The sequence below is a fragment of the Mycobacterium sp. IS-2888 genome (assembly GCF_001954215.1).
In the GTDB taxonomy this organism is placed as follows: domain Bacteria; phylum Actinomycetota; class Actinomycetes; order Mycobacteriales; family Mycobacteriaceae; genus Mycobacterium.
Genome location: NZ_MBET01000009.1, coordinates 49,737 through 72,839, shown reverse-complemented (window position 1 = coordinate 72,839; position 23,103 = coordinate 49,737). Strand labels below are relative to the sequence as shown.

General features: G+C 67.1%; 21 protein-coding genes and 1 pseudogene. 11 read left to right on the top strand and 11 right to left on the bottom strand.

The window, feature by feature from the left end; genetic code table 11:
* Positions 1-913: alpha/beta fold hydrolase (locus A5745_RS01260; RefSeq protein WP_139329382.1), on the top strand; the 913-nt coding region annotated here is incomplete at its 5' end.
* A 37-nt stretch (positions 914-950) separates the two neighbouring features.
* On the opposite strand, the gene A5745_RS01255 is transcribed toward A5745_RS01260, so the two are convergent.
* Together A5745_RS01255 and lepA are read right to left on the bottom strand one after the other, a co-directional pair.
* A complete protein-coding gene (locus A5745_RS01255; RefSeq protein WP_076114826.1) occupies positions 951-1,730 on the bottom strand; it encodes a sensor domain-containing protein in 780 nt (259 codons plus the stop codon).
* Positions 1,731-3,643, bottom strand: a pseudogene (gene lepA / locus A5745_RS01250) (translation elongation factor 4).
* A gap of 21 nt (positions 3,644-3,664) precedes the next feature.
* On the opposite strand from lepA, the gene A5745_RS01245 reads away from it, so the two are divergent.
* Complete coding sequence (locus A5745_RS01245; protein WP_076114825.1) at positions 3,665-4,267, top strand: type II toxin-antitoxin system PemK/MazF family toxin; 603 nt, start codon at positions 3,665-3,667, stop codon at positions 4,265-4,267.
* A 12-nt stretch (positions 4,268-4,279) separates the two neighbouring features.
* Here A5745_RS01245 and A5745_RS01240 read toward each other — a convergent pair whose 3' ends face one another.
* Complete coding sequence (locus tag A5745_RS01240) at positions 4,280-4,708, bottom strand: CBS domain-containing protein (protein ID WP_076064413.1); 429 nt, start codon at positions 4,706-4,708, stop codon at positions 4,280-4,282.
* A 216-nt stretch (positions 4,709-4,924) separates the two neighbouring features.
* Between A5745_RS01240 and A5745_RS01235 the strand changes: the two genes are divergently transcribed.
* Positions 4,925-5,758 carry a ribonuclease Z gene (locus A5745_RS01235; protein WP_076114824.1) on the top strand — a complete coding sequence of 278 codons (834 nt, stop codon included), beginning with the start codon at positions 4,925-4,927 and terminating at the stop codon, positions 5,756-5,758.
* Here the strand turns inward: A5745_RS01235 and A5745_RS01230 are convergent.
* The 4 genes from A5745_RS01230 to A5745_RS01215 are packed head-to-tail and all read right to left on the bottom strand — an operon-like array spanning position 5,751 to position 9,941.
* A complete protein-coding gene (locus A5745_RS01230; RefSeq protein ID WP_240563141.1) occupies positions 5,751-6,416 on the bottom strand; it encodes a hypothetical protein in 666 nt (221 codons plus the stop codon). The two genes, A5745_RS01235 and A5745_RS01230, sit on opposite strands and share 8 nt — an antisense overlap.
* An 11-nt stretch (positions 6,417-6,427) precedes the next feature.
* Positions 6,428-7,267: a transglutaminase family protein gene (locus tag A5745_RS01225; protein ID WP_076064411.1), complete on the bottom strand. Its 840-nt coding sequence runs from the start codon at positions 7,265-7,267 to the stop codon at positions 6,428-6,430.
* On the bottom strand, positions 7,267-8,244 hold the full coding sequence (locus A5745_RS01220; RefSeq protein ID WP_076064410.1) for an alpha-E domain-containing protein: 978 nt from the start codon (positions 8,242-8,244) through the stop codon (positions 7,267-7,269). The genes A5745_RS01225 and A5745_RS01220 overlap by 1 nt, the downstream gene beginning before the upstream one ends.
* Positions 8,244-9,941: a circularly permuted type 2 ATP-grasp protein gene (locus A5745_RS01215; protein WP_076064409.1), complete on the bottom strand. Its 1,698-nt coding sequence runs from the start codon at positions 9,939-9,941 to the stop codon at positions 8,244-8,246. Before A5745_RS01215 ends, A5745_RS01220 begins: the two co-directional genes overlap by 1 nt.
* A 146-nt stretch (positions 9,942-10,087) precedes the next feature.
* Between A5745_RS01215 and rpsT the strand changes: the two genes are divergently transcribed.
* Complete coding sequence (gene rpsT, locus A5745_RS01210) at positions 10,088-10,348, top strand: 30S ribosomal protein S20 (protein ID WP_076064408.1); 261 nt, start codon at positions 10,088-10,090, stop codon at positions 10,346-10,348.
* A 12-nt stretch (positions 10,349-10,360) separates the two neighbouring features.
* Here the strand turns inward: rpsT and holA are convergent, their stop codons facing one another.
* The 3 genes from holA to A5745_RS01195 all read right to left on the bottom strand — a co-directional run bounded on the left by holA (position 10,361) and on the right by A5745_RS01195 (position 13,835).
* A complete protein-coding gene (gene holA / locus A5745_RS01205; RefSeq protein WP_139329385.1) occupies positions 10,361-11,323 on the bottom strand; it encodes a DNA polymerase III subunit delta in 963 nt (320 codons plus the stop codon).
* Between the two features lie 87 nt (positions 11,324-11,410).
* Entirely contained in the window at positions 11,411-12,994 is a 1,584-nt protein-coding gene (locus A5745_RS01200) for a ComEC/Rec2 family competence protein (protein ID WP_254848474.1), read from the bottom strand.
* Entirely contained in the window at positions 12,975-13,835 is an 861-nt protein-coding gene (locus A5745_RS01195) for a ComEA family DNA-binding protein (RefSeq protein ID WP_076114822.1), read from the bottom strand. Before A5745_RS01195 ends, A5745_RS01200 begins: the two co-directional genes overlap by 20 nt.
* 184 nt (positions 13,836-14,019) lie before the next feature.
* Between A5745_RS01195 and A5745_RS01190 the strand changes: the two genes are divergently transcribed.
* The 7 genes from A5745_RS01190 (at position 14,020) to A5745_RS01160 (ending at position 22,269) form a co-directional block, all read left to right on the top strand.
* Positions 14,020-15,177, top strand: coding sequence for an acyl-CoA dehydrogenase family protein (locus A5745_RS01190; RefSeq protein WP_076064405.1), 1,158 nt, complete (start codon positions 14,020-14,022; stop codon positions 15,175-15,177).
* A 7-nt stretch (positions 15,178-15,184) separates the two neighbouring features.
* Positions 15,185-16,291 carry an acyl-CoA dehydrogenase family protein gene (locus A5745_RS01185; protein ID WP_076114821.1) on the top strand — a complete coding sequence of 369 codons (1,107 nt, stop codon included), beginning with the start codon at positions 15,185-15,187 and terminating at the stop codon, positions 16,289-16,291.
* A gap of 4 nt (positions 16,292-16,295) precedes the next feature.
* Positions 16,296-16,727 carry a PPOX class F420-dependent oxidoreductase gene (locus tag A5745_RS01180; protein WP_076064418.1) on the top strand — a complete coding sequence of 144 codons (432 nt, stop codon included), beginning with the start codon at positions 16,296-16,298 and terminating at the stop codon, positions 16,725-16,727.
* A gap of 41 nt (positions 16,728-16,768) precedes the next feature.
* Entirely contained in the window at positions 16,769-17,827 is a 1,059-nt protein-coding gene (locus A5745_RS01175; RefSeq protein ID WP_076114828.1) for a dihydrodipicolinate reductase, read from the top strand.
* A 204-nt stretch (positions 17,828-18,031) separates the two neighbouring features.
* A complete protein-coding gene (locus A5745_RS01170; protein ID WP_076064403.1) occupies positions 18,032-18,451 on the top strand; it encodes an MmpS family transport accessory protein in 420 nt (139 codons plus the stop codon).
* The gene (locus A5745_RS01165) at positions 18,448-21,345 is read left to right on the top strand and encodes an RND family transporter (RefSeq protein WP_076114820.1); all 2,898 of its coding nucleotides are present in this window, start codon (positions 18,448-18,450) and stop codon (positions 21,343-21,345) included. Before A5745_RS01170 ends, A5745_RS01165 begins: the two co-directional genes overlap by 4 nt.
* Before the next feature lie 36 nt (positions 21,346-21,381).
* Positions 21,382-22,269 (top strand): hypothetical protein, encoded by an 888-nt coding sequence (locus tag A5745_RS01160; protein WP_076114819.1) that lies wholly within the window; start codon positions 21,382-21,384, stop codon positions 22,267-22,269.
* Here A5745_RS01160 and A5745_RS01155 read toward each other — a convergent pair.
* A complete protein-coding gene (locus tag A5745_RS01155; RefSeq protein WP_076114818.1) occupies positions 22,266-23,099 on the bottom strand; it encodes a DegV family protein in 834 nt (277 codons plus the stop codon). The two genes, A5745_RS01160 and A5745_RS01155, sit on opposite strands and share 4 nt — an antisense overlap.
* Between the last annotated feature and the right edge of the window lie 4 nt (positions 23,100-23,103).

The following is a 23,103-nucleotide window of genomic DNA, read 5'->3' as shown; positions in this document are numbered from 1 at the left end:
CGACGACAGCTTCTTCGCCCTGGGCGGACACTCCCTCTCAGCGACCCGACTCGTCGCGCGCATCCGCACCGAACTCGACGTCGAAATCCCCATCCGAGCAATCTTCGACGCCCCCACCATCACCCAACTCGCCCAATGGATCGCCCGAGAACCCTCTTCTGAGTTCGTGGATCCGTTGGCGACCGTCTTACCGCTCCGCTTAGGCGGAACCAAGCCGCCGGTGTGGTGCATCCACCCGGCGGGTGGAATGGCGTGGGGTTACCGCGGGCTGGCCGAGCATCTTCATGACCGGCCCATCTACGGGTTGCAGGCGCGAGGACTCGACGGCAAGACGCCGTTCGCGGCGTCGATACCCGCCATGGCGAACGACTACGTCGAGCAAATACTGGCCGTGCAGCCGCAAGGGCCCTTCATTCTGCTGGGTTGGTCCTTCGGCGGTGTGGTGGCTCATGCGATGGCGGCAGAGCTCCAGCGCCGCGAACACGAGGTCGCACTGTTGGGGCTGATCGCCAGCGTTCCTAGGTATGAGGACGACCCGCTATTACTGTCAGACTTCTCCGAAAGCGATACCCGCAGCCTGATCAACGCATGGGCGAACGATCGCTACGGTGTTTCGATCGACGATCCTGAATACGAATCGCTGGCGAACGTCGTCATCGCCTTGACCAAAAATAGTGTCGAAATGCTCAACGACTTCGTGTCGCCAAGCTACGACGGTCGCTCGGTACTGTTCATACCGACTGTCAACGAGCCAAGACCACCGGAGGAATACCTCGCGGCATGGGCGCCGTACCTGAAAGGAACTGTGTCCGCCCACAAAATTGAAAGCCAGCATTCTGACATGGACATGCCGGAGCCGATTGCCGCGATCGGCCAAATACTCGAGCACGAGCTGGAAAGAACTACCCAGTGACGAACGTGCCAGCCCGCCAACGCGCCGACGTAGCGGGTCAGCTCAGCCCGCTGACCTTGTCCATCATCACGTGTGCGATGTCGACGGCGGTGGTGTCGACGTCGTGCGACCCCGGGTAGGAAGGGTCCACCGCACCGAAAAACGCCACATCGACTTCGACGAGGCAATTCCCCCGAACGCCGATGGCGCGCGCCTTGGGGATGGGTTCGCCCGGCGGCGCGGGTGTCAATTGTTTCTCCACCAGGGTCGCCGCGACAACCGAATCGGCGACGCGCACGTCGGAAACCTTGTCCGAGAAGCTCATTCCGGGACGGTCGATGATGATGCTGGGGCTGTCGCTGGTCACGGTGGTGCCGTCGCAGTCGCGCCACTGCTGCGAGAACTTTTGGAAAAGCGCGCCGGCGCCCGCGGCGCTGGACAAGGCGACCACACCCTCCGAAGCGCTCATCACCTTCGCCGCGTGCAGGTTCCACCACGATTCCCGCGCGACATTCACGACATCAGCGGATCCGTAGACCTTGGTGATCATCATCGAGGTGACGCCCGCGCAGTTAGCCGGCGACACCAGCTCGACGCCCGGCGACAACATCTCGGGACCGCCAAACCGCGGCGGAACGATCGACATGGCTTCGAAGGTCTGGTTGAGCATCTTTGACAGCGCGGCATCGTCGAGCAGGACCTGCTTAATGGCTGGGCCCGTGAGCGGATGCGGCCGCAGGGTCGGCGCCGGCCGCGCCGTGCCGTCGATCGCCGTCGTGCACGCGGTGGCCAGCGCTGCGACCAACAGCGCCACCGCGGTGCGCCAGCTGGGCCTCATCTACTTCTTTGCCTTGTCCCCCGCGGCATCGGTGGACAACGCGGCCACAAACGCTTCCTGCGGCACCTCGACCCGTCCGATGGTTTTCATCCGCTTCTTGCCTTCCTTCTGCTTTTCCAGAAGTTTGCGCTTGCGGGTGATGTCACCGCCGTAGCACTTGGACAGCACGTCCTTGCGGATCGCTCGAATATTTTCGCGCGCAATGATTTTCGAGCCAATCGCCGCCTGCACCGGCACCTCGAACTGCTGGCGCGGGATCAGTTCCTTGAGCTTGGTGGTCATCTTGTTGCCATAGGCATACGCCGAATCCTTGTGCACGATCGCGCTGAACGCGTCGACGGCCTCGCCCTGCAGCAGGATGTCGACCTTGACCAGCTGTGCCTCTTGTTCGCCGGCCTCCTCGTAGTCGAGGCTGGCATAACCGCGGGTGCGCGACTTCAGCGAATCGAAGAAGTCGAAGATGATCTCGCCCAGCGGCATCGTGTAGCGCAGTTCCACCCGTTCGGGTGACAGGTAGTCCATCCCGCCGAGCTCGCCGCGGCGCGACTGGCAGAGCTCCATGATGGTGCCGATGAACTCGCTGGGGGCGATGATGGTGGTCTTCACGACGGGCTCGTAGACGGTGCGGACCTTGCCCTCCGGCCAGTCCGATGGGTTGGTCACCACGATCTCGGTGTCGTCCTCTTTGATCACCCGGTAGACGACGTTCGGCGACGTCGAGATCAGGTCCAGGTCGAACTCGCGCTCCAGGCGCTCGCGGGTGATCTCCATGTGCAGCAGGCCCAGGAACCCGCAGCGGAACCCGAAGCCCAGCGCCACCGACGTCTCCGGTTCGTACGTCAGGGCGGCGTCGTTGAGTTGCAGCCGGTCCAGGGCGTCGCGCAGATCCGGATAGTCGGAGCCGTCGACGGGGTACAGGCCCGAGTAGACCATCGGCGTGGGTTCGCGGTAACCGGTCAACGCTTCGGTGGCGCCGTGCCGGGCGGTGGTGACGGTGTCACCGACCTTGGACTGCCGCACGTCCTTCACCCCGGTGATCAGGTAGCCGACCTCGCCCACCCCCAGGCCCTCGCTGGCCTTCGGTTCGGGCGAGACGATGCCGACCTCGAGCAGCTCGTGGGTGGCGCCGGTGGACATCATCGCGATGCGTTCGCGCGGGGTGATCTTGCCATCCACCACGCGGACATACGTCACCACGCCGCGATAGATGTCGTAGACGGAGTCGAAGATCATCGCGCGGGTCGGGGCGTCGGCATCGCCTTGGGGCGGCGGCACCTCCCGCACCACATGGTCGAGCAGGTCCGCGACGCCCTCCCCGGTTTTCCCGGACACCCGCAACACGTCGCCGGGTTCGCAGCCGATGATGTGGGCGATCTCGGCGGCGTAGCGATCGGGGTCGGCCGCGGGGAGGTCGATCTTGTTGAGCACCGGGATGATGTGCAGATCTCGATCCAGCGCCAGATAGAGGTTGGCCAGCGTCTGAGCTTCGATGCCCTGCGCCGCGTCGACCAACAGCACCGCGCCCTCGCAGGCTTCCAGCGCGCGGGACACCTCGTAGGTGAAGTCGACGTGGCCCGGGGTGTCGATCAGGTGCAGGACGTAGTCTTCGTCTCCGACTTTCCACGGCAGCCGCACGTTCTGCGCCTTGATGGTGATGCCGCGCTCACGCTCGATATCCATCCGGTCGAGGTATTGGGCACGCATCGACCGCTCGTCGACGACGCCGGTGAGCTGAAGCATCCGGTCGGCGAGCGTGGACTTGCCGTGATCGATGTGGGCGATGATGCAGAAATTCCGAATCTGCGCCGGCGCCGTGAAGGTCTTGTCGGCGAAACTGCTGATGGGAATCTCCTGGTCGACTGGCGGTTCGGTGGTGCGTCAAGGGTATCCACGCGTCGCGGCCCGGACACAATTGGCGCGTCTATGCTGCGAATATGCCGTCTCCCCGGAAATCGCAGTGGAAGACGTTTCAGCGCTTCGCGGAGAACCTGGTTTTCGATCGCGCTCCGCGGCTGGTACGGCAGGTGCAGAACTCGCAAGCCGTGCTGCGGGAACTCCAGCACGCGGTGAAGATCACCGCGAACGTCATCGCCGCCGTCGCTCCGCAGCCGCCGGCCGCGATCACCGCGGGCCGCCCGGTGACCAGCACCAGCTTTCCCACCGCGCAGCGCGCCCGCAAACTGGTCTACGCGCCGGACCTCGACGGCCGCGCCGACCCCGGGGAAATCGTGTGGACATGGGTGGTCTACGAGGACGATCCCACCCGTGGCAAGGACCGGCCGGTGCTGGTCGTGGGCCGTGACCGCAGCGTGCTGCTCGGGCTGATGGTGTCCAGCCAGGAGCGTCACGCCAACGACCCCGACTGGGTTGGGATCGGTTCCGGCGCTTGGGATTACGAGGGCAGACCGAGCTGGGTCCGGCTGGACCGGGTGCTCGACGTGCCCGAGGAAGGGATACGACGCGAGGGCGCGATCCTGCGACGCGAGATCTTCGACGTGGTGGCCGCCCGGCTGCGGGCCGAGTACGCCTGGCGCTGATCGTGCGGCGGGTCAGCCCTGCGTGATGTAGGACTGCAGCTGCTGCTGCTCGGCCTCGAGTTCTTCCATCCGGGTCTTCACCACGTCACCGATGCTGACGATGCCGATCAGCTTTTTGCCCTCCAGCACCGGCACGTGGCGCACCCGGTTCTTGGTCATCAGCATGGTCAACGAGTCGACCGTGTCGGACTTGGTGCACGTGGCGATCGTGGAGGTCATGATCTTCGAGACCGGGCGGGACAGCACGCTCGCGCCGTGTTTGTGCAGTTGGCGCACGACGTCGCGTTCCGACACGATCCCGACGACACCTTCGGCACCAACCACGACCATGGCGCCGATGTTCTGCTCGGCGAGGCCGGCGAGCAGCTCCTTGACGGTTGCCTCGGGGTTGATCGTCACCACCGCCGCACCCTTGTTGCGCAAAACGTCCGCGATCCGCATTCAGGCCTCCCAGGCGGTTGTGAGCTGCTTCACATCAGGCTACGGCCAACTTGCGCGGCGGGAAAGCCGACTCGAGGACCGAGAGCCGATGCTGTCCATTACCCTCACACCCCCGCCCCGAAACAAACCTGACGAGGGTGCGCAGAATGCCGGACGTGACGGCGTGTCGGCGTACAGACACGCACGTTCGCCGACGGTGTCCGCGAGGATAGGGCCATGATCGAGGTCACCCTGCTCGGAACCGGAAGCCCCATCCCCGACCCGAACCGCGCCGGGCCGTCGACCCTGGTGCGGGCCGGCGGGCAGGTGTTCCTCGTGGATTGCGGCCGCGGCGTGCTGCAACGTGCGGCCGCGATCGGCGTGGGCGCCAGCGGACTATCGGCGCTGCTGCTCACCCACCTGCACAGCGATCACATCGGCGACCTCGGCGACGTGCTGATCACGCGCTGGGTCAGCACCTTCAGCCCGGAGCCCGTCCCGCTGCCTATCATCGGACCGCCCGGCACCGCGGAAACGGTTGAGGCAACGCTGAACGCATTGCGCCACGACATCGGTTACCGCATCGCTCACCACGCCGACCTCAACGCGCCGCCGCCCGTCGACGTCCACGAATACACCGAGGGGCCGGTGTGGGACCGCGACGGCGTCTCGATCCGGGTGGCGCCTACCGATCACCGGCCGGTGGCGCCCACCATCGGGTTCCGGATCGAATTCGAGTCAGCATCGGTCGTGCTGGCCGGCGACACGGTCCCCTGCGAGAGCTTGGACGAATTGGCAACCGGTGCAGGCGCTTTGGTGCACACCGTGATCCGCAAGGACATCGTCTCGAACATCCCGCAACAGCGGCTGCAGGACATCTGCGATTACCACTCGTCGGTCGAGCAAGCGGCGGCGACCGCCGCCCGCGCGGGGGTGGGCACCCTGGTCATGACTCACTACGTGCCGGCCCTGGTCCCGGGGCAGGAGGAGCAGTGGCGGACGCTGGCCGCCACCGAGTTCGCCGGACAGATCGAGCTCGGCGACGACCTGCATCGGGTCGAAGTCACCTAGGCCGTCGCGGCGGACCTAGCTGCAGGCCGGCCGCCACCAGCCAGACCAGCGCCGCGACTCGTGCGATCGGCAGAAGCACACCCAGTTCCGGCCACGCCAGCACCAGCGCCGTCACTTCGGCGAGCGCGGCAACCGCCAGGCCGGCCCAGGCCAGCGGCCCGAGCAGCAAGCCCCGCGCGCGACCCGGCACGGCCATCCCGGCGACCAACAGGCCCAACGCCACCAAGTGGCCGGGGCCGCCGACCAGAAACGCCAACACGTAGATCGCCCGAACCAGCGCGGCGTCCGCGCTTATCTCGGATCGCGACAATGTCCAGCCCAACAACGCCGTCAGACCGAGCGCGCCGGCCGCCAAGGTCCCACCTGTTAGCGCGATCGCCGCCGCGGACCGGGCCACACCGAGCTGCCGCAACCGGGCGGCGGCCATCGCCGCGTAGATCGCCAGGGGTACCGACGATGCGAACACCGCGGTGGCGATCACTTGCAGCGCGACCGGCTCCGCCCGGACGTAGGCGACGACCGCACCCATCGGGCCATAGGGCAACGGCAGCACGCCGCCCAGCGCCACGCCGACTGCCACTCCGCCGAACAGTAGCCCGATGCACAGGAGCGCGAGGCCCGGCAAAACCGGCCGGCCCGGCGCTGACGAATCTTGCATCCGGCCATCCCCTAGGCGAGCCGAGTGACCTCCACGATCACGTCGAGGTCGGTTGCGCCCTCGCCCGAGTAGATCCCTTTGAGCGGGGCGACGTCGGTGTAGTCGCGGCCGACGCCCACACTGACGTACTGCTCGGTGATTTCGGTGTCGTTGGTGGGGTCGTAGTTCCACCAACTCCCGGTCCAGGCTTGAATCCAGGCATGACTTCGCCCGTCGACGGTATCGCCCACGGTGGCGTTGCGTTTGGGGTGCAGATAGCCCGACACATAGCGCGCGGGAATTCCCATGCTGCGCAAGGTCATTAGCGACAGGTGCACGAAGTCCTGGCAGACGCCCTTGCCCTCGTGCAGTGCGTCGAGGCCGGACGAATGCACGCCGGTGGTACCCGGAAGGTAGTCGAGCTCCTCGTGCGCCCACTTGGCCGCGGCGACGACGGCTTCCTGGGGCTTATGGCTTTTCGCGATCTTCTTGCCCACGGACGCAACGCGTTTGCTTGTCGGGGTGTGTGCGGTGGGGCGGAGCAGTTCATCGAACCGGTCGATCACGGCCTCGGATCGCAGGTCGCCCCACCCCGCCTCCATCTCGGCCGGCTCCGGCGCTTCGGTCTCGATGACCGACGACGACGTCACGGTGAGGTCGGCGTGCGGCGCATGCAGATCGAACGCCGTCACGGCGGTGCCCCAATAGTCGATGTAGCGATAGGACCGCGTGGCCGGAATGGTTTCGACACGGTTGAGGATGACGTTCTGCCGGGTGTCCGACCGCGGCGTCAGCCGGGCTTCGTTATACGAGGCGGTCACCGGCGACTGGTATGCGTACCCCGTGGTGTGCACCACCCGCATCCGCCACATCAGGCGTCCCCCTTCCTGGTGGCCAATCCGGTCCGCTCGCCCGCATCCGACCACGCCACCCACGGGGTGACGTGGAAGTACTGCAGCGACAATGCTTCTCCGACATCGCGGCAGGTTCTCTGCAAGCCCGCCAAGCGGCTTTCGAGTGACTCCAGCAGCACACCGGGCTGCAAGAATTCCAGCTCGCTACGAGCCTGGCCGAGCAGCCGTTGCGCCTCCGCGGTGGCCCCGATTCGGCTCTGCGGATTGTGCAGCAACTCGTCGAGGTTGTGTTCGGCCAGCCGGAGCGAATAGAACACCGAACGCGGAAACAGCCGATCGAGCAGCATGAACTCGACCACCCGCGTCGCATCCAGCACCCCCCGGTAGGTGCGCAGGTAGGTGTCGTGCGCGCCCGCCGAACGCAACAGCGTTACCCATGCCGGCGATGACGCGCTGTCTCCGACCCGCGACAGCAACAACCGCACCGTCATGTCGACGCGCTCGATCGCGCGGCCCAGCAACAGGAAGCGGTATCCGTCGTCACGGGACAGCGTCGAGTCGGCCAGGCCGGCGAACATCGCGGCGCGACTTTCGATGAACGACAAAAACTCGTGTGGCCCAAGGCGTTTGGCGGCGCGTTCGCGTTCGGGCAGGGCATGGTAGGTGGTGTTCAGGCACTCCCAGATCTCACTGGACGTCACCTCGCGCGCCGACTTCGCGTTCTCGCGCGCCGCCGTGATCGCGTCGACGATCGAGCACCCACCCTTGTTGTCGGTGCTATAGGCGACGAGGTCGGTCAGCGACCACACATCCAGGTCGTGGTCCGGGGGCTCGATACCGAGGACGCGCAGCAGCAAGCGTGACGCCTGATCGGGATCGACGCTGGAATCCTCGAGCAGTTGGTGCAGCGCGACGTCGAGGATGCGCGCCGTGTCGTCCGCCCGCTCGACGTAGCGACCGATCCAATACAGCGCCTCGGCGTTGCGGGCCAGCATCAGCGGATCGCCTTCTGTCGTTGCTGCTGCTGTTGTTGCTGCTGTTGCTGCGGCTGCTCGTCCTGCGGCTGTTCGACCTGCAGCGGCTGTTGCGCCCGTGACCCGTCCGGAGCCGGGTCGGGGATGGATGTCGGCAGCGAACGCACCACCTCGGCGGCGCCCAGCTCCCTCGCGACGGCCGCGGCGCGCGGCGCGAGCACCCAGGTGTCCTTGGAGCCACCCCCCTGGCTGGAGTTCACCACCCGCGACCCCTCGACCAGCGCCACCCGGGTCAGCCCACCCGGCAGCACCCACACGTCGTCGCCGTCGTTGACCGCGAACGGCCGCAGGTCGACATAGCGGGGCGCCAGTTCGTCGTCGATCTGGGTCGGGACCGTGGACAGCTCCATCATCGGTTGGGCGATCCAGCTTCGGGGATCGTCGCGAATCTTCTTGCTGACGGCCGCCAGCTCCTTCTCGGAGGCCTCGGGTCCGAACACGATGCCGTAGCCGCCGGACCCCTCGACCGGCTTGACGACCAACTCGTCGATCCGGTCGAGCACCTCTTCCCGCTCGTCGTCCAGCCAGCACCGGTAGGTCTCCACGTTGGCCAGCAGCGGCTTCTCGCCCAGGTAGTACTCGATCATGGTGGGCACGTAGGTGTAGACCAGCTTGTCGTCGCCGACGCCGTTGCCGATCGCGCTGGAGATGACGACGTTGCCGGCCCGGGCCGCGTTGACCAAACCCGCCACCCCCAGCACCGAGTCGGCGCGGAACTGCAGCGGGTCCAAGAAGGCGTCGTCGATGCGCCGATAGATGACGTCGACTTGGCGCTCGCCCTCGGTGGTGCGCATGTACACCTGGTTGTCGCGGCAGAACAGGTCGCGGCCCTCGACCAGCTCGACGCCCATCTGCCGGGCCAGCAGCGAATGCTCGAAGTACGCCGAGTTGTAGACCCCGGGAGTCAGCACGACGACCGTCGGGTCCGCCTCGTTGGTGGCCGCGGAGTTGCGCAGCGCTCGCAATAGGTGCGAGGAGTAGTCGTCGACGGCACGCACGCGATGGGTGGCGAACAAGTTCGGGAAAACCCGCGCCATGGTGCGCCTGTTCTCCATGACGTATGACACCCCCGAGGGGGAGCGCAGGTTGTCCTCCAGGACGCGGAAATTGCCCTTCTCGTCGCGGATCAGGTCGATGCCGGCGACGTGGATTCGCACGCCGTTGGGCGGGACGATGCCCACGGCCTGGCGGTGAAAGTGCTCGCACGATGTGACCAGCCGGCGCGGGATGACGCCGTCGTTCAGGATCTCCTGGTCGCCGTAGATATCGTCGAGATACAGCTCGAGGGCTTTGACCCGCTGGGTGATGCCGCGCTCCAGCCGGCTCCACTCCGCGGCCGAGATCACCCGCGGCACCAGGTCCAGCGGGAAGGGCCGCTCCTGACCCGACAGCGAAAACGTGATGCCCTGGTCGAGGAACGCCCGGGCCAGCGCTTCGGACCTGGCCATGAGATCCGAGACGTCCGACGGCGCGAGCTCGGCGTAGATGCCCTTGTACGGGCCGCGGACGTTGCCCGCGGCGTCGAACATCTCGTCGAAGGCCATCGCGTAGGCGTCCGTGTGGTTGTATCCGCCGAAGATGCGCTCGGAGCGTGCCTGCGGTCGCGCCGGGCCGCGCGACCTCTGCCTGGTCTCCTCAAGCTGGCTCGTAAAACTCACTTTTCAGATGCTGCCTCAAATTGACGTTGCGGCAGGTCACGGTTTCCCCTTTTGGGAGAAAACGTAACCGACTGATAACCTGGGCAATCGCCGCCGGGTACATCGGGCGCCTCAAGCCAACACCGAATCTAAGAAGGAAACAACGCGTGGCCAACATAAAGTCGCAGCAGAAGCGCAATCGCACGAACGAGCGCGCCCGCCTGCGCAACAAGTCGGTGAAGTCTTCGCTGCGCACTGCCGTGCGCGCGTTCCGCGAGGCCACCGACGCCGGCGACAAGGACAAGGCCGCGGAGTTGCTGGTGTCGACCAACCGCAAGCTGGACAAGGCGGCCAGCAAGGGCGTTATCCACAAGAACCAGGCGGCCAACAAGAAGTCCGCACTGGCCAAGGCCCTGAACAAGCTCTGAGCCCGACGTCGCTCACCGGCCGCGGTCGGCCACCAGCTCGGCGACCTGCCTGACCGCGGATTCCAGCGCGTAGTCGGCGTCCGCGACGGCGCCCTTGACGTTGGCGTTGAGTTCCGCCACCACTTTCATCGCGACCGCCACCGTGTCGCGCGACCAGCGCCGGGCCTGTTTCTGCGCCTTCTGTACCCGCCAGGGCGGCATCCCCAGCTGTGCCGCAAGGCGGTAGGGGTCGCCCGACAGCGGCCCGACCCGGCCGATGGTGTGCACGGCCTCGGCCAGGGCGTCGGCCAGCACCACCAGGGGCTCGCCGCGCATCATCGCCCAGCGCAGCGCCTCTGTGGCTCCTTCGATGTCGCCGGCCACCGCCTTGTCGGCGATGTCGAACCCTTTCACCTCCGCTTTGCCGCTGTGATAGCGGCGCACCGCGGCCGCATCGACGGCACCGGCGGTGTCGGCGACCAGCTGCGAACAGGCCGAGGCCAGTTCGCGCACGTCGGATCCGACTGCGTCGAGCAGGGCGGTCACCGTCTCCTCGTCGACCTTGATGCGCAGCGCGCGGAACTCCTTGCGGATGAAGTCGATGCGCTCGCTGAGTTTGGTGATCCGCGCGCAGGGATGTACCTGCGCGCCGAGCTTTTGCAGCTCGCCGGCCAGCGCCTTGGCCCTCCCGCCGCCCGAGTGCACCACGACCAGCACCGTGCCGGCCGGGATGTCGGCGGCGGCCGCGGCGATCATCGCGGCCGCGTCCTTGCCCGCGTCGCCCGCGGCCTCCAGCACGACGATGCGCTCGTCGGCGAACAGTGACGGGCTCAGCAGCTCGGCGAGTTCGTAGGTGCTGACGTCGCCGGCCCGCATTCGGCTGACGGGCACGTCATTGGCGCCCGAGTCGGCGCCCGCACGCTGCCGCGCCGACCGCAGCACGTCGGCCACCGCCCGCTCGACCAGCAGTTCCTCGTCTCCCAGGACAAGGTGCAACGGCGCAGGCTCGCTCACCCCACGATGGTGTCACGTGGGTCCGACTAGGGCCCGCCCAGTCCGATGATGGTGACCCGCCACGCCCGGCTACGCCGCGCTTGGAATCGCCATTAGTCCCGACAGCGACCAGGCCGCCACCCACACGGCGAGCGCGGCGCCCGCCAGCCCGACCGCCACGCGAAACCCGTGCCGCCACAACACCCGCGTCAGCAGGACGACCATGACGGTGGCGCCGCCGACGATCAGCACGCCGGCCACGCCGGACGGAACGGGCACGGTCGCCGCGGGAACCTCGGCCGCCCAGCGCGCCACGCTCAGCACCCACCAGAGCTCGGGGCCGGCGAATCGGATCAACAGTTCGGCGCCGGCTGGCCACGACATGCACAAGACCGCCGCCGCGCTACCCAGCACCGTGATCGGCGCTATCGCCGGCGCCGCCGCGAGATTCGCGACCACGGCGACCAGGCTGAGCCGCCCCGAAATGGCGGCGACCAGCGGCGCGGTCACCGCATGCGCGGCACCCGCCACCGCGAGCGCATCGGCCAGCGGCTTGGGACAGCCTCTTGCGGCGAGGCGCCGCGACCAGACTGGCGCGATGACGACCAGCGCGGCCGTCGCCAGCACCGACAGCGCGAAGCCCACGTCGACGGCAAGGTGGGGGGCGACGGTCAGCAGTATCAGCACCGCCGCCGACAGGGCCGGAATCGCTTGCCGCCGGCGCGACGACAGGACCCCCGCCAGCGCGATGGCACCCATCACGGCCGCGCGCAACACGCTCGGCGTCGGTTGGACGACGATGACGAAGGCGACCAGTGCCACCGCGGCCAGCGCCACGGCCGCGCGCGGGCCGATCAGCCGGGCCGAGAACAGCACCGCCCCGCACACGATCGTGACGTTGGCCCCCGATACCGCGGTCAGGTGCGTCATGCCGGCGGCGCGAAAGTCGCGAGTGGTATCCGCGTTCACCGCCGCGGTGTCGCCGAGGACCAGGGCGGGCAGCATCGCGGCCTGCTCGGCGGGCAGAGCATCGCGGGCGGCGGCGGCGAACCGCGTGCGCACAGCGTGAGCGGCCCGCTGCACCGCGCCGGCCTCGCCCATCGTCGGGCGGCCCGTCGCGTTGAGCACGGCGACCGTCAGGTCATGACGGGCCGGACGGTTGATGCGCGCGGTGAAACGCACCGGCTGGCCGGCCATCACGCCACCGAAGTCCGACGTACGCGCGAAAACGACTACCCGGCCCGACATTTCGTCGGTGCGCAGCTGCCGCAAGGTGGCGCGAAACATCAGCCTGCCCCGGCCCACCGGGCGCGGGCTCTCGGTTGGGGTAACCGTCACCGGCGCGGCGGCGCCGAACGCCGCGGCGACGGGATGGCGCGCCACCGCGTCCGTGCGCAGGGCAATCGCCAGCCCGAAGCCCGCACCCACGACACCGATCGCCAGCACGCCGGCGCCGATCGCCCGCGGGCGCGCGTGCCTGCGCGCCACGCACAGCAGCGCACACGAGGCGGCAACCAGCACGACGCAGCAGCACGCCAGCGCCCGGCCGACCGGCCACACGATCCCGGCGGCGGTGACCGTCCATCCCGTGACGGCGGCCGGGACCAAGCGGACATCGAGGTGCGCCAGTGGCGATCCGTCGAGGCCTGCGGTGTCAGACGCGGACCAGGGCACGTAGCTTTTCCAGCCGCGCCGGGCCGATACCGTCGACGTCGGCGAGCTGGTCGACGCTGGTGAACTTGCCGTTGGCCTGCCGCCACGCCACGATCGCGGCGGCGGTGACGGGCCCGACCCCGGGCAGGGCGTCTAGCTGCTCCACGCTCGCGGTGTTGAGGTCGAGCGCCTGCCCCGGTTTCGGCTTGGCCGATCCCGAAACCGGTGCCGGCGTCCCGGGCGTCGGCGTTGAGCCGGAGGCCACCGAGCTGCCAAGAGCCGTCGGCCGCCCCGAGATCGGCGCCAGCCCGACCACGATCTGTTCGCCGTCGCCGACCGGACGGGCCATGTTCAATCCGGTGGTGTCCGCACCGTCCACCGCACCGCCGGCGGCCTGCAGCGCATCGGCGATCCGCGCGCCGGGCGCCAGCGTGACCAGCCCGGGGGTGCGGACCAGGCCGACGACGCTGACCACGCAGGGCCGATCGCTCGCCGGCTGGCCCGCGACCGGACCCGCCGACGATCTGGGGCTCGCCGTGGACGCCTTCTCGACCGGAGGAAGCTTGGCGGACATCACCGGCGCGGGCCTATCGCGCACCAACGTGAATATCGTGACCAGCACGGCCAGCGCGGCGACCACCGCCATCGCGATGGCACCGGCGCGGCCGGGATCGGCGCGCAGCCTTGCGACCCAGCCGCCGCGCTGGGAAGCGTCGGGAAGCCATCGGGGCAGCAACGAATTCTGATCGTCGTCCGGCGCGTCCGGGTCATGCTGGGAATCCTCGGGATCGTCCTGCGAATCGGGATCGGGCTCGGCGCCGAGCCGCCGCTGCAGGCGCTCGGCGGGCAGTTCTGTTCGCATGCGGCGACGGTAAGGGCGGCGACCGCCACAACGACCCCGTCCAGGGCGTCGCGGCGCTCGTTTGTGGACTAACCCGAGGCTGTGCACAAGCACAGCGGGCGATGGGCCAAGATAGGAAGCCGAAGCGATCGGCCGGGACTGCAAACCCATCCGCGGCTTCACCCCCAGACGACAGGAGGCTGCCATGCAGTTGGCGCTCACACCCGAGGAAGCCGCGTTCCGCGACGAGCTTCGCACCTTCTACACCACCCAGATCCCCGAGGAGCTTCGCGAGGCGGTGCGCCAGGGGGCACCGGTGACCAAGGACCACATCGTCACCAGCCACAAGATCCTCAACGAGCACGGGCTTGCGGTGCCCAACTGGCCGGTCGAATGGGGCGGCAAGGATTGGACGCCGACCCAGTACCAGATCTGGGCCGACGAGATGCAACTGGCGTGCGTCCCGGAGCCGCTGAACTTCAACACCAAGATGGTCGGTCCGGTGATTGCCGAGTTCGGGTCCCAGGAAATCAAGGAGCGCTTCCTCCCCCCGACGGCCAGCATCGACATCTGGTGGTGCCAGGGGTTCTCCGAGCCCGAGGCCGGCTCGGACCTCGCCTCGCTGCGCACCACCGCGGTCCGCGATGGCGACACCTATGTCGTCAACGGGCAGAAGACGTGGACCACGCTGGGCCAGTACGCGGACTGGATCTTCTGCCTGGTGCGCACCGACCCGCAGGCGCCCAAGCGCCAAGCCGGCATTTCGTTCCTGCTCTTCGACATGGCGACGCCGGGCATCACGCTGCGGCCGATCAAGACGATCGACGGCGGCCGCGAAGTCAACGAGGTGTTCTTCGAAGACGTTCGGGTGCCGGCCAATCAGCTTGTGGGAGAAGAGAATCAGGGCTGGACGTACGCGAAGTTCCTGCTGGGCAACGAGCGCACCGGCATTGCGGGGGTCGGCCGCACCAAGGTCCGTCTGGCCGAGGTGAAAAAGCACGCCATCGAGACCGGACTGCTCGACGACCCACTGTTCGCGGCACGGCTGGCCGAGGCCGAAAACGAGGTGCTGGCACTGGAACTCACGCAGTCCCGGGTTACCACGGACTCCGCGGACGGTAAACCCAATCCGGCATCGTCAGTGCTCAAGATGCGCGGCAGTCAACTGCAACAGATCGCCACCGAGCTGCTCGTCGAAGTCGCCGGACCGGACGCGCTGCCGGTCGACGGCGACGACATCGCGTCGCCGGCCTGGGCGCAATCGGCCGCCCCGCGCTACCTCAACTACCGCAAGACGTCGATCTACGGCGGCAGCAACGAAGTGCAGCGCAACATCATCGCGTCCACCATTCTGGGATTGTGAGGCAGCCATGGACTTTCAGCTGAGCGACGAGCAGGCCCTGCTCCGCGACACCACCCGCGACCTCCTGTCGCGCACCTACGATCCCGAGAGCCGCAACAAGATCATCGAGAGCGAGCTCGGCTGGAGCCGCGACGTCTGGAGCCAGCTCGCCGACACCGGAATTCTGGGCCTCGGGTTCGAGCCGGACGAGGCGGGCCAGATCGAGATCATGGTGGTGCTCACCGAGATCGGGCGGCGGCTGGCGCCCGAGCCCGTCGTGCACGCCGCCCTGGCACCCGGCGCACTGATCGCCGAACGCGGCAGCGACGCGCAAAAGCAACTGCTGGACGAGGTTGCGGCGGGCCAAACGTTGCTCGCGTTCGCCCATCTGGAGACGGGCCACCGGAAACCGACCGCGACCGTGTCCACGCAGGCTGCGCGGCAAGGCGATTCGTGGACCCTGACCGGAACGAAGAACCCGGTCCCGGCCGGCGACTGCGCCGACACTCTGGTGGTCAGCGCCGCATTGCCCGACGGCGGAACGGGATTGTTCCTGGTCGACGGCGATGCGGTCACCCGGCACCCCTACCCGACCTTTGACGGCCAGCGCGGCGCCCAGATCGACCTGGAGGCCGCGCCCGCCGAGCCCCTCGGCGACGCAGTGGACGCCTCGCCCGCCATCCTCGACGCGCTTGTCCGCATCCAGTCGGCGTTGTGCTGCGAAGCCGTCGGTGCGATGGAGGAAGCGCTGCGTCTGACCACCGATTACCTCAAGAGCCGCAAGCAATTCGGCGTCACGCTCAATAAATTTCAGGCGCTCACCCAGCGCGCCGCGGACATGTATGTGTCGCTGGAGTTGGCCCGCAGCATGAGCTTCTACGCCGCGATGTCGATCGCCGACGGCAACCTCGACCCCGTGATCGCCTCGCGCGCCAAGCTGCAGATCGGCCGGTCCGCACGGCACATCGCGCAGGAGTCCATCCAGTTGCACGGCGGCATCGGCATGACCGCCGAGTATCCGGTCGCCCACTACGCGGCCCGGCTCACCGCGATCGAGCACACGCTGGGCTCCTCGCAGGACCACCTGCAGGTGCTCATCGACCACATCGCCGACTACGACCTGGCCCGGCTCTAGCGTGATGGCCGAAAAGCCGGAGCTGTCAGACCGGGTCGTCGAGTTCCTGTCGGCCGGCACCCGCACTGGGATGCTGGGTTACGTTGCGGCCGACGGCAGGCCGCTGGTCGCGCCGGTCTGGTTTGTCGTCGACGGCGGCGAATTGGTGTTCACCACCGGCCGTGACACGTCGAAAGGCCGTGCCCTGGCGCGTGATTCGCGAGTCGCCATCTGCGTCGACGACCCCCACCCGCCCTATTCGTTCGTACAGGTGCAGGGTGTGGCGACGACGACCGACGATCCCGGGGACGTGCTGGAGTTCACGACCAGGACCGGCGCGCGGTACATGGGCGCCGACCGCGCCGACGAATTCGGCCGCCGCAACGCCGTTCCCGGCGAACTCGTGGTGCGTGTGCGCCCGACCAAGGTCGTCGCCGGATTCGATATCAGCGACTGAATGCGACTGAGCGCGAAGCGCCTATGGCGAAGGAGCACCCGATGAGCACCACCGGCGAACACCGCCCGTTGCGCGTGATCCAGTGGACGACCGGCAACATCGGGCGGCGATCGCTGCACGCCATCATCGGCAGGCCCGACATGGAGCTGGTCGGCGTCTACGCGCATGGGCCGGACAAGGTCGGTGTCGATGCCGCCAAACTGGCCGGCTGGCCGGAGCCGACCGGGGTGCATGCGACCAACGACGTCGACGCGCTGCTCGCGCTGAAGCCCGACGCGTGTTGCTATAACCCGTTGTGGCCCAACATCGACGAACTGGTCCGCCTACTGGAATCGGGCGTCAATGTGTGCACCAGCGCGGCGTGGATCACCGGCGGCAAGCAGACGCCGCAGGACCGCAAACGCATCGAGGACGCCTGCCGGAAAGGCAACTCGACGATTTTCGGCAGCGGCGCGCACCCCGGGATGACGAACATGGTCGGCATGGTGCTGTCGGCCTCCTGCGAGCGCGTCGACGAGATCCGGATCACCGAATCGGTGGATTGCTCGACCTACGAGTCGGCGGAAACCCAGACGGCGATGGGGTTCTCGCAAGACCCCGACACCCCCGGGCTGGCCGACAGCGTTCGCCGGGAAAGCGAGGTCTTCGCGGAGTCGGCGGCGATGATGGCCGACGCGATCGGCGCGAAGCTGGACAAGATGACCTTCGACGTCACCTTCACCGCGGCCACCGCCGATTCCGATCTGGGCTTCATGAAGATCCCTGCGGGGACGGTCGGCAGCGTGTATGGCTACCACCGCGGCTGGGAAGGCGACCGCAACGTTGTCAGCGTCGGATTCAACTGGGTCATGGGCAGCCATGTGGTGCCGCCCAAGCCGCTCGAACACGGCCACGTCATCCAGGTTTTCGGGCTGCCCAATATGCGCACCGTCCTGCACTGCCTGCCACCGAAGGATTGGACCGAGCCCGGGTTCATGGGTCTGGGAATGATCTACACCGCGATGCCGGTTACCAATGCAGTCCCGGCGGTGGTGGCCGCTAAGCCCGGCATCGCGACGTTGGCGGACTTGCCGCCGGTGACGGGACGGGTTGCGCGCTAGACCGGTATCACACCGGGCACACCCGGAGGAACGCTTCCGTCCTCTAAGGTTTAGCATACTTAGCCGAGCAAAGGTTCCTGGCGACAATGGACGTCGTCGAAGACGGTGGTGAGCTTTCGGGCGGGACGGCAGGCCCGCCAGCGGTGAGCGGAAGGCGGTCAGGTGATGACTAGTCCAGGTTCAACGACCGGTGCGCTGACCCGCATGTTGAAACGAGCCTGGATACCGCTGCTCCTGGTCGCCGTTCTCGCCGTCTCGGGCCTGGTCGTCATGCGCCTGCACAAGATCTTCGGCTCGCAGGACCTCAACGCGAACGCCGGCGCCGGCATCGAGATCGTGCAGTTCAACCCCAAGGTCGTCGTCTACGAGGTGTCGGGCCCCCCGGGCGCCACGGCCAACATCAACTACTGGGACGAGAACGCCAACACGCACCAGGTCAACGCCGCGCCGCTGCCGTGGTCCACCACGATTTCGACGACACTGCCCGCGGTCAGCGCCAACATCATGGCGCAGAGCGACGGCAGCAACATCAGCTGCAAAATCACCGTGGACGGCGTCGTGCGCGAGCAGCAGAACTCCGACGGCCACAACGCCCAGACCTTCTGCCTGGTGAAGTCCGCATGAGCGACCTCAACAACAAGAGCCAGATGACAGCCGCGGACGCGGACACGGGCCCGATCCGCACCCAGAGCCCCGCCGAGCCCGCGCGCGGCCACCGGCCGGCCCTCCCCCACACAATCCGCATCTTCGCGGTGCCCATCATCCTGGGCTGGGTCTTCGTGACGGTGCTGGTGAACGTCATCGTCCCGCGTTTGGAAGTCGTCGGCGAAGCGCACTCGGCGCCGATGACGCCACTGGACGCCCCGTCCATGAAGGCGATGATGCTGCTGGGCCACAACTTCCACGAATTCGATTCCAACAGCACCGTGATGATCGTGCTGGAAGGTCAGAAACCCCTTGGCGACGACGCGCATCGCTACTACGACAACCTGATTCGCCAACTGCGCCAGGATCCCCAACACATCCAGCACATCCAGGACTTCTGGGGAGACCGGCTCACCGCGGCGGGGGCGCAGAGCGCCGACGCCAAGGGCGCCTACGTCATGTTGAACCTCGCCGGCAACCAAGGCACGACGCAGGCGAACGAATCGGTGGACGCCGTCCGCAAGGTGATCGATCGCAATCAGGCGCCGCCCGGGGTGAAGGCCTACGTCACCGGTCCCGCCGCACTGTCCGATGACATGCACCTCATCGGTAACGCGAGCCTGGCCAAGATCACCCTGTTCACCCTGGGCGCGATCGCGATCATGCTGCTGCTGGTCTATCGCTCCATCGTCACCACGCTGGTCCAGCTGTTCATGACGTTCGTTGCGTTGGCGTGTTCGCGGGGAGTCGTCGCGGTTCTGGCCTATCACAACGCATTCGGGCTGACCACGTTCGCCGCCAACATCCTGACCATGTTGGCGATCGCGGCTGGCACGGACTACGGGATCTTCCTCGTCGGCCGCTATCAAGAGGCGCTGCGTGCCGGTGAGGACCGAGAAACCGCGTACTACACCACATTTCGCGGGGTGGCTCCGGTGGTCCTGGGGTCGGGCCTGACGATCGCCGGGGCGACGTACTGCCTGAGTTTTGCCCGCCTGCCCTGGTTCAACACCATGGGCGCACCCGTCGCGATCGGCATGCTCGTCGTGGTGCTGGCCGGCCTCACGCTGGGACCCGCGGTCGTGTTCGTGGGCAGTCGCTTCCATTTCTTCGAGTCCAAGCGGGCGGTCAAGCGGGGTCGGCTGTGGCGGCGAGTGGGCACCGCGGTAGTGCGTTGGCCCGCACCGGTTCTGGCCATCAGCGCCGCGGTCGTGCTGGTCGGCATGGTCGCACTGCCCAGTTACGTCACGAGTTACAACGACCGGTACTACCTGCCGACCTCCGCCCCGTCGAATCTCGGGCAAGCGGCGGCGGACCGGCATTTCTCGCAGGCCCGGATGAACCCCGACATGTTGATGGTCGAGGCCGATCACGACATGCGAAATCCGGCCGACATGCTGGTGTTGGACCGGGTGGCCAAGAACGTCATGCGCACGGTGGGCATCGCCATGGTCCAGGACATCACCAGGCCGCTGGGCATTCCGATCCAGCACAGCTCGATTCCGTTCCAGAACAGCATGCAGAGTCAGACGACGATGCAAAACATGGCGTTCCTCAAGGACCGCATGGCTGACATCCTCAAGATGGCCGACCTGCTGCAGGACCAAATCAACGTCACGCAGCGCCAGTACGAAGTGTCGCAAGATCTTTCCAAGGCCGCCGACGACAGCGCAAGGACCACGGCGGAAACGTCGGAAATCACCGATACGTTGCGCAACCACATCGCGGATTTCGACGACTTCTGGCGGCCGATGCGCAGTTACTTCTACTGGGAGAAGCACTGCTACGACATTCCCCTTTGCTGGTCGACTCGGTCCCTCTTCGACTCGCTGGACGGCTTCGACCAGCTTGCCGAGAAGTTTCACGACCTCACGGCCGACATCCAGCACACCGCCTCGGCGACACACGACTTGATGGCGCTGTTCCCCATGCTGATTGCCACCCTGAAGACGACCCGGGGCATCACGCTGACGCTGTACCAGACGTTCAAGGCGATGATCGATCAGATGGAGGCGATGAGCGATACCGCGATCGTGATGGGGCAAAGCTTCGACGCCTCCAAGAACGACGACTTCTTCTACCTGCCGCCGGAGGCCTTCCAGAACCCGGACTTCCAGACGGGCCTGCGAATGTTCTTGTCGCCAGACGGCAAGTCGGCGCGGTTCTTCATCACCCACCAGGGCGATCCGATGACCCCGGAGGGGATCTCGCGCGTCGCCTCGGAACGCACCGCCGCGCAGGAGGCACTGAAACAATCCTCGCTGTCGGACGCCAAGGTCTATCTCGGCGGCACCGCCGCGACCTTCAAGGACATGCACGACGGCGCGAAATTCGACCTGATGATCGCGGTGGTGTCGGCCCTCACGCTGATCTTCATGATCATGCTGCTGCTCACCAGGAGCGTGGTCGCGGCGCTGGTGATCGTGGGCACCGCGGCCAGCTCCATCGCGGCGTCATTCGGCCTGTCCGTGCTGATTTGGCAGGATTTGTTCGGCATCAAGATCCACTGGATCGTCGCGGCGCTATCGGTCATCATCCTGCTGGCCGTCGGGTCCGACTACAACCTGCTACTGGTCTCCCGGTTCAGGGAGGAGATCCATGGCGGGCTCAAGACCGGAATCATCCGGTCGATGGCCGGGACCGGCGGGGTGGTGACCGCGGCGGGCCTGGTGTTCGCCTTCACCATGGCGTCCATGCTGGGCAGCGACCTGCGGGTGTTGGGCCAGTTCGGATCCACCGTCTGCATCGGTTTGTTGCTCGACACGCTGATCGTGCGCACCCTGTTGATGCCGTCGATCGCAACCCTGCTGGGACGTTGGTTCTGGTGGCCGCAAGTTGTCCATCCGCGCGGTGACAACGCCCGACGAACTTGACGCACTGGGCCGTTCGGTGCGGCTATTATCCCGACAATGGCCACGGTGCACCTCGCTGACTCCTGCTTCCTGTGGACTGGCTTCGACATATCGATCGTGGCCAGGAGCTACGCGCAGTTAACCGGCATCCTCGCCGGTTTTGCCTTTGTCGTCGTGAATCTCGTGATCGACCGCGCCTATCGGCGTCGCTCCGACGCGCGTTCGCTGGAGCCGCGCGAGGTGGAACACGAGACCCAAGTGGGAATCGCGCTGGTGTGTGCGTTTCTCGGCCTGTTGCTGACGACCCTGCGCTATAGCTTGCTTGCCGGTGAGAACGGCTGCGCGCTGATCTCCGGCCGGGCCGCGTCCGCGGAGGTGCTGACCGCCGTTTCGTTCGCGGCGTCCATCTATATGCTGCTTTACGCTGTCGTGCAGTTCTTTTCGGGCACCGCCGGCGTGCTGGCCAAGCACTGCGTGTTCATCCTGGCGATCTTCGTTCCCCCGATTACCGTGTTCTTCGTCGAAGACACGCTCACGCATCTCGCGCTCTCGCTGGGTGATCCGGAAACGCGCCGGCCCCTTCAAACGCTGTGGGACTGGGCCAACCGGCTTGCGATTCCTATCCCGCTGGGGATCCTGGTCGTGTGCGCCGCGGTGTGGGTCGCCGGAATTGGGCGACGGCGTTCGCAGTCGCCCCCCGGACGTGTTGCGCTACTTGTCCGAACGGTCGTCCCGTACATCACCGTCGGCGTCGTCGCCGCCGCTTTGGTGCGCTCCATCGTGGGGCTGCGCTATACGAGTCCGTCCGTGCATATCGCTCCGGCGGAAGCCTGGCTGTGGCTTGCCCTGCTCAGTGCCGCGCTGATCGTCCAAAGCGGGGCGTTGTCATTCCAAAAAGGCGTGGAAGTCCCCTTTGCCGGCGCGCCAGTTTCGACCGGGACCTAGCTCTCCGGAAGTTCCAGACACACCGCGACGGCTCCCGCGCCGACGTGCAGCGCGAGCACCGGCCCGAGCGGTGTGACGATCGCCGGCTCGCACGCCGGCAGCCGCCGCGCCAGTGTCGCCGCCACCTCGCTCGCGCCGTCGGGGTTGGCGACGTGGTGCACCGCCAACGCGGCACGGCCATCGCCGACGATCCCGCAGACCCGATCGATCATCGTCGCGGTCGCGCTGCTGACCGTGCGCACCCGTTGGGCCAGAACGAGTTTGCCGTCGTCGACGCGCAGCAATGGCTTGAGCGACAACGCGGTGCCAAGCCATGCGGTGGCGCCACCGATCCGGCCGCTGCGCCGCAGGTTGTCCAGGCGATGCACCACGATGAACGCGTGGCCGCGGCCCACGGCCGAAGTCGCTGCGGCCGCGACGGTCTCCAGCTCGCCACCGGCTGCCGCGGCCCGTGCGGCGGCCAGCACCGCAAAACCGGTGCCCATCGCGGCTGACCTCGAATCGATCACCCGTATCGCCGGATCAAGATCGGCCGCGGTCCGTTCCGCGTTGCCGTAGGTGCCCGAGAGGGCCGACGAAATGTGCACCGCCACTACGCCGTCGCCGTCGCTGTCGGCAAGCGCCTCCTGGTAGACGTTCGCCAGCTCGGCCGGCGTCGCTGCCGCGGTCGTGGCGTGCAGCTTGTAGATGTCGTCGGGGATCTCGTCGACGCCGTCGCGCAGGTCGTCGCCGTCGAGCAAGACGTGCAGCGGAACCACTCGTATCGACCACTTTTCGAGCAACTCGGCCGGGAGCCGCGACGACGCATCGGTTACCACCACGACGGACATAGCG

Excerpts from the sequence above, each read along its gene's own strand:
- A5745_RS01160 (WP_076114819.1), top strand. The coding sequence starts at position 21,382 with ATGGCCACGGTGCACCTCGCTGACTCCTGCTTCCTGTGGACTGGCTTC.
- A5745_RS01255 (WP_076114826.1), bottom strand. The coding sequence starts at position 1,730 with ATGAGGCCCAGCTGGCGCACCGCGGTGGCGCTGTTGGTCGCAGCGCTG.
- A5745_RS01245 (WP_076114825.1), top strand. The coding sequence starts at position 3,665 with ATGCCGTCTCCCCGGAAATCGCAGTGGAAGACGTTTCAGCGCTTCGCG.
- A5745_RS01165 (WP_076114820.1), top strand. The coding sequence starts at position 18,448 with ATGAGCGACCTCAACAACAAGAGCCAGATGACAGCCGCGGACGCGGAC.
- A5745_RS01155 (WP_076114818.1), bottom strand. The coding sequence starts at position 23,099 with ATGTCCGTCGTGGTGGTAACCGATGCGTCGTCGCGGCTCCCGGCCGAG.
- A5745_RS01240 (WP_076064413.1), bottom strand. The coding sequence starts at position 4,708 with ATGCGGATCGCGGACGTTTTGCGCAACAAGGGTGCGGCGGTGGTGACG.
- A5745_RS01230 (WP_240563141.1), bottom strand. The coding sequence starts at position 6,416 with ATGCAAGATTCGTCAGCGCCGGGCCGGCCGGTTTTGCCGGGCCTCGCG.
- A5745_RS01235 (WP_076114824.1), top strand. The coding sequence starts at position 4,925 with ATGATCGAGGTCACCCTGCTCGGAACCGGAAGCCCCATCCCCGACCCG.
- A5745_RS01175 (WP_076114828.1), top strand. The coding sequence starts at position 16,769 with ATGAGCACCACCGGCGAACACCGCCCGTTGCGCGTGATCCAGTGGACG.
- A5745_RS01195 (WP_076114822.1), bottom strand. The coding sequence starts at position 13,835 with ATGCGAACAGAACTGCCCGCCGAGCGCCTGCAGCGGCGGCTCGGCGCC.
- A5745_RS01180 (WP_076064418.1), top strand. The coding sequence starts at position 16,296 with ATGGCCGAAAAGCCGGAGCTGTCAGACCGGGTCGTCGAGTTCCTGTCG.
- A5745_RS01225 (WP_076064411.1), bottom strand. The coding sequence starts at position 7,267 with ATGTGGCGGATGCGGGTGGTGCACACCACGGGGTACGCATACCAGTCG.
- A5745_RS01190 (WP_076064405.1), top strand. The coding sequence starts at position 14,020 with ATGCAGTTGGCGCTCACACCCGAGGAAGCCGCGTTCCGCGACGAGCTT.
- A5745_RS01170 (WP_076064403.1), top strand. The coding sequence starts at position 18,032 with ATGTTGAAACGAGCCTGGATACCGCTGCTCCTGGTCGCCGTTCTCGCC.
- A5745_RS01220 (WP_076064410.1), bottom strand. The coding sequence starts at position 8,244 with ATGCTGGCCCGCAACGCCGAGGCGCTGTATTGGATCGGTCGCTACGTC.
- A5745_RS01185 (WP_076114821.1), top strand. The coding sequence starts at position 15,185 with ATGGACTTTCAGCTGAGCGACGAGCAGGCCCTGCTCCGCGACACCACC.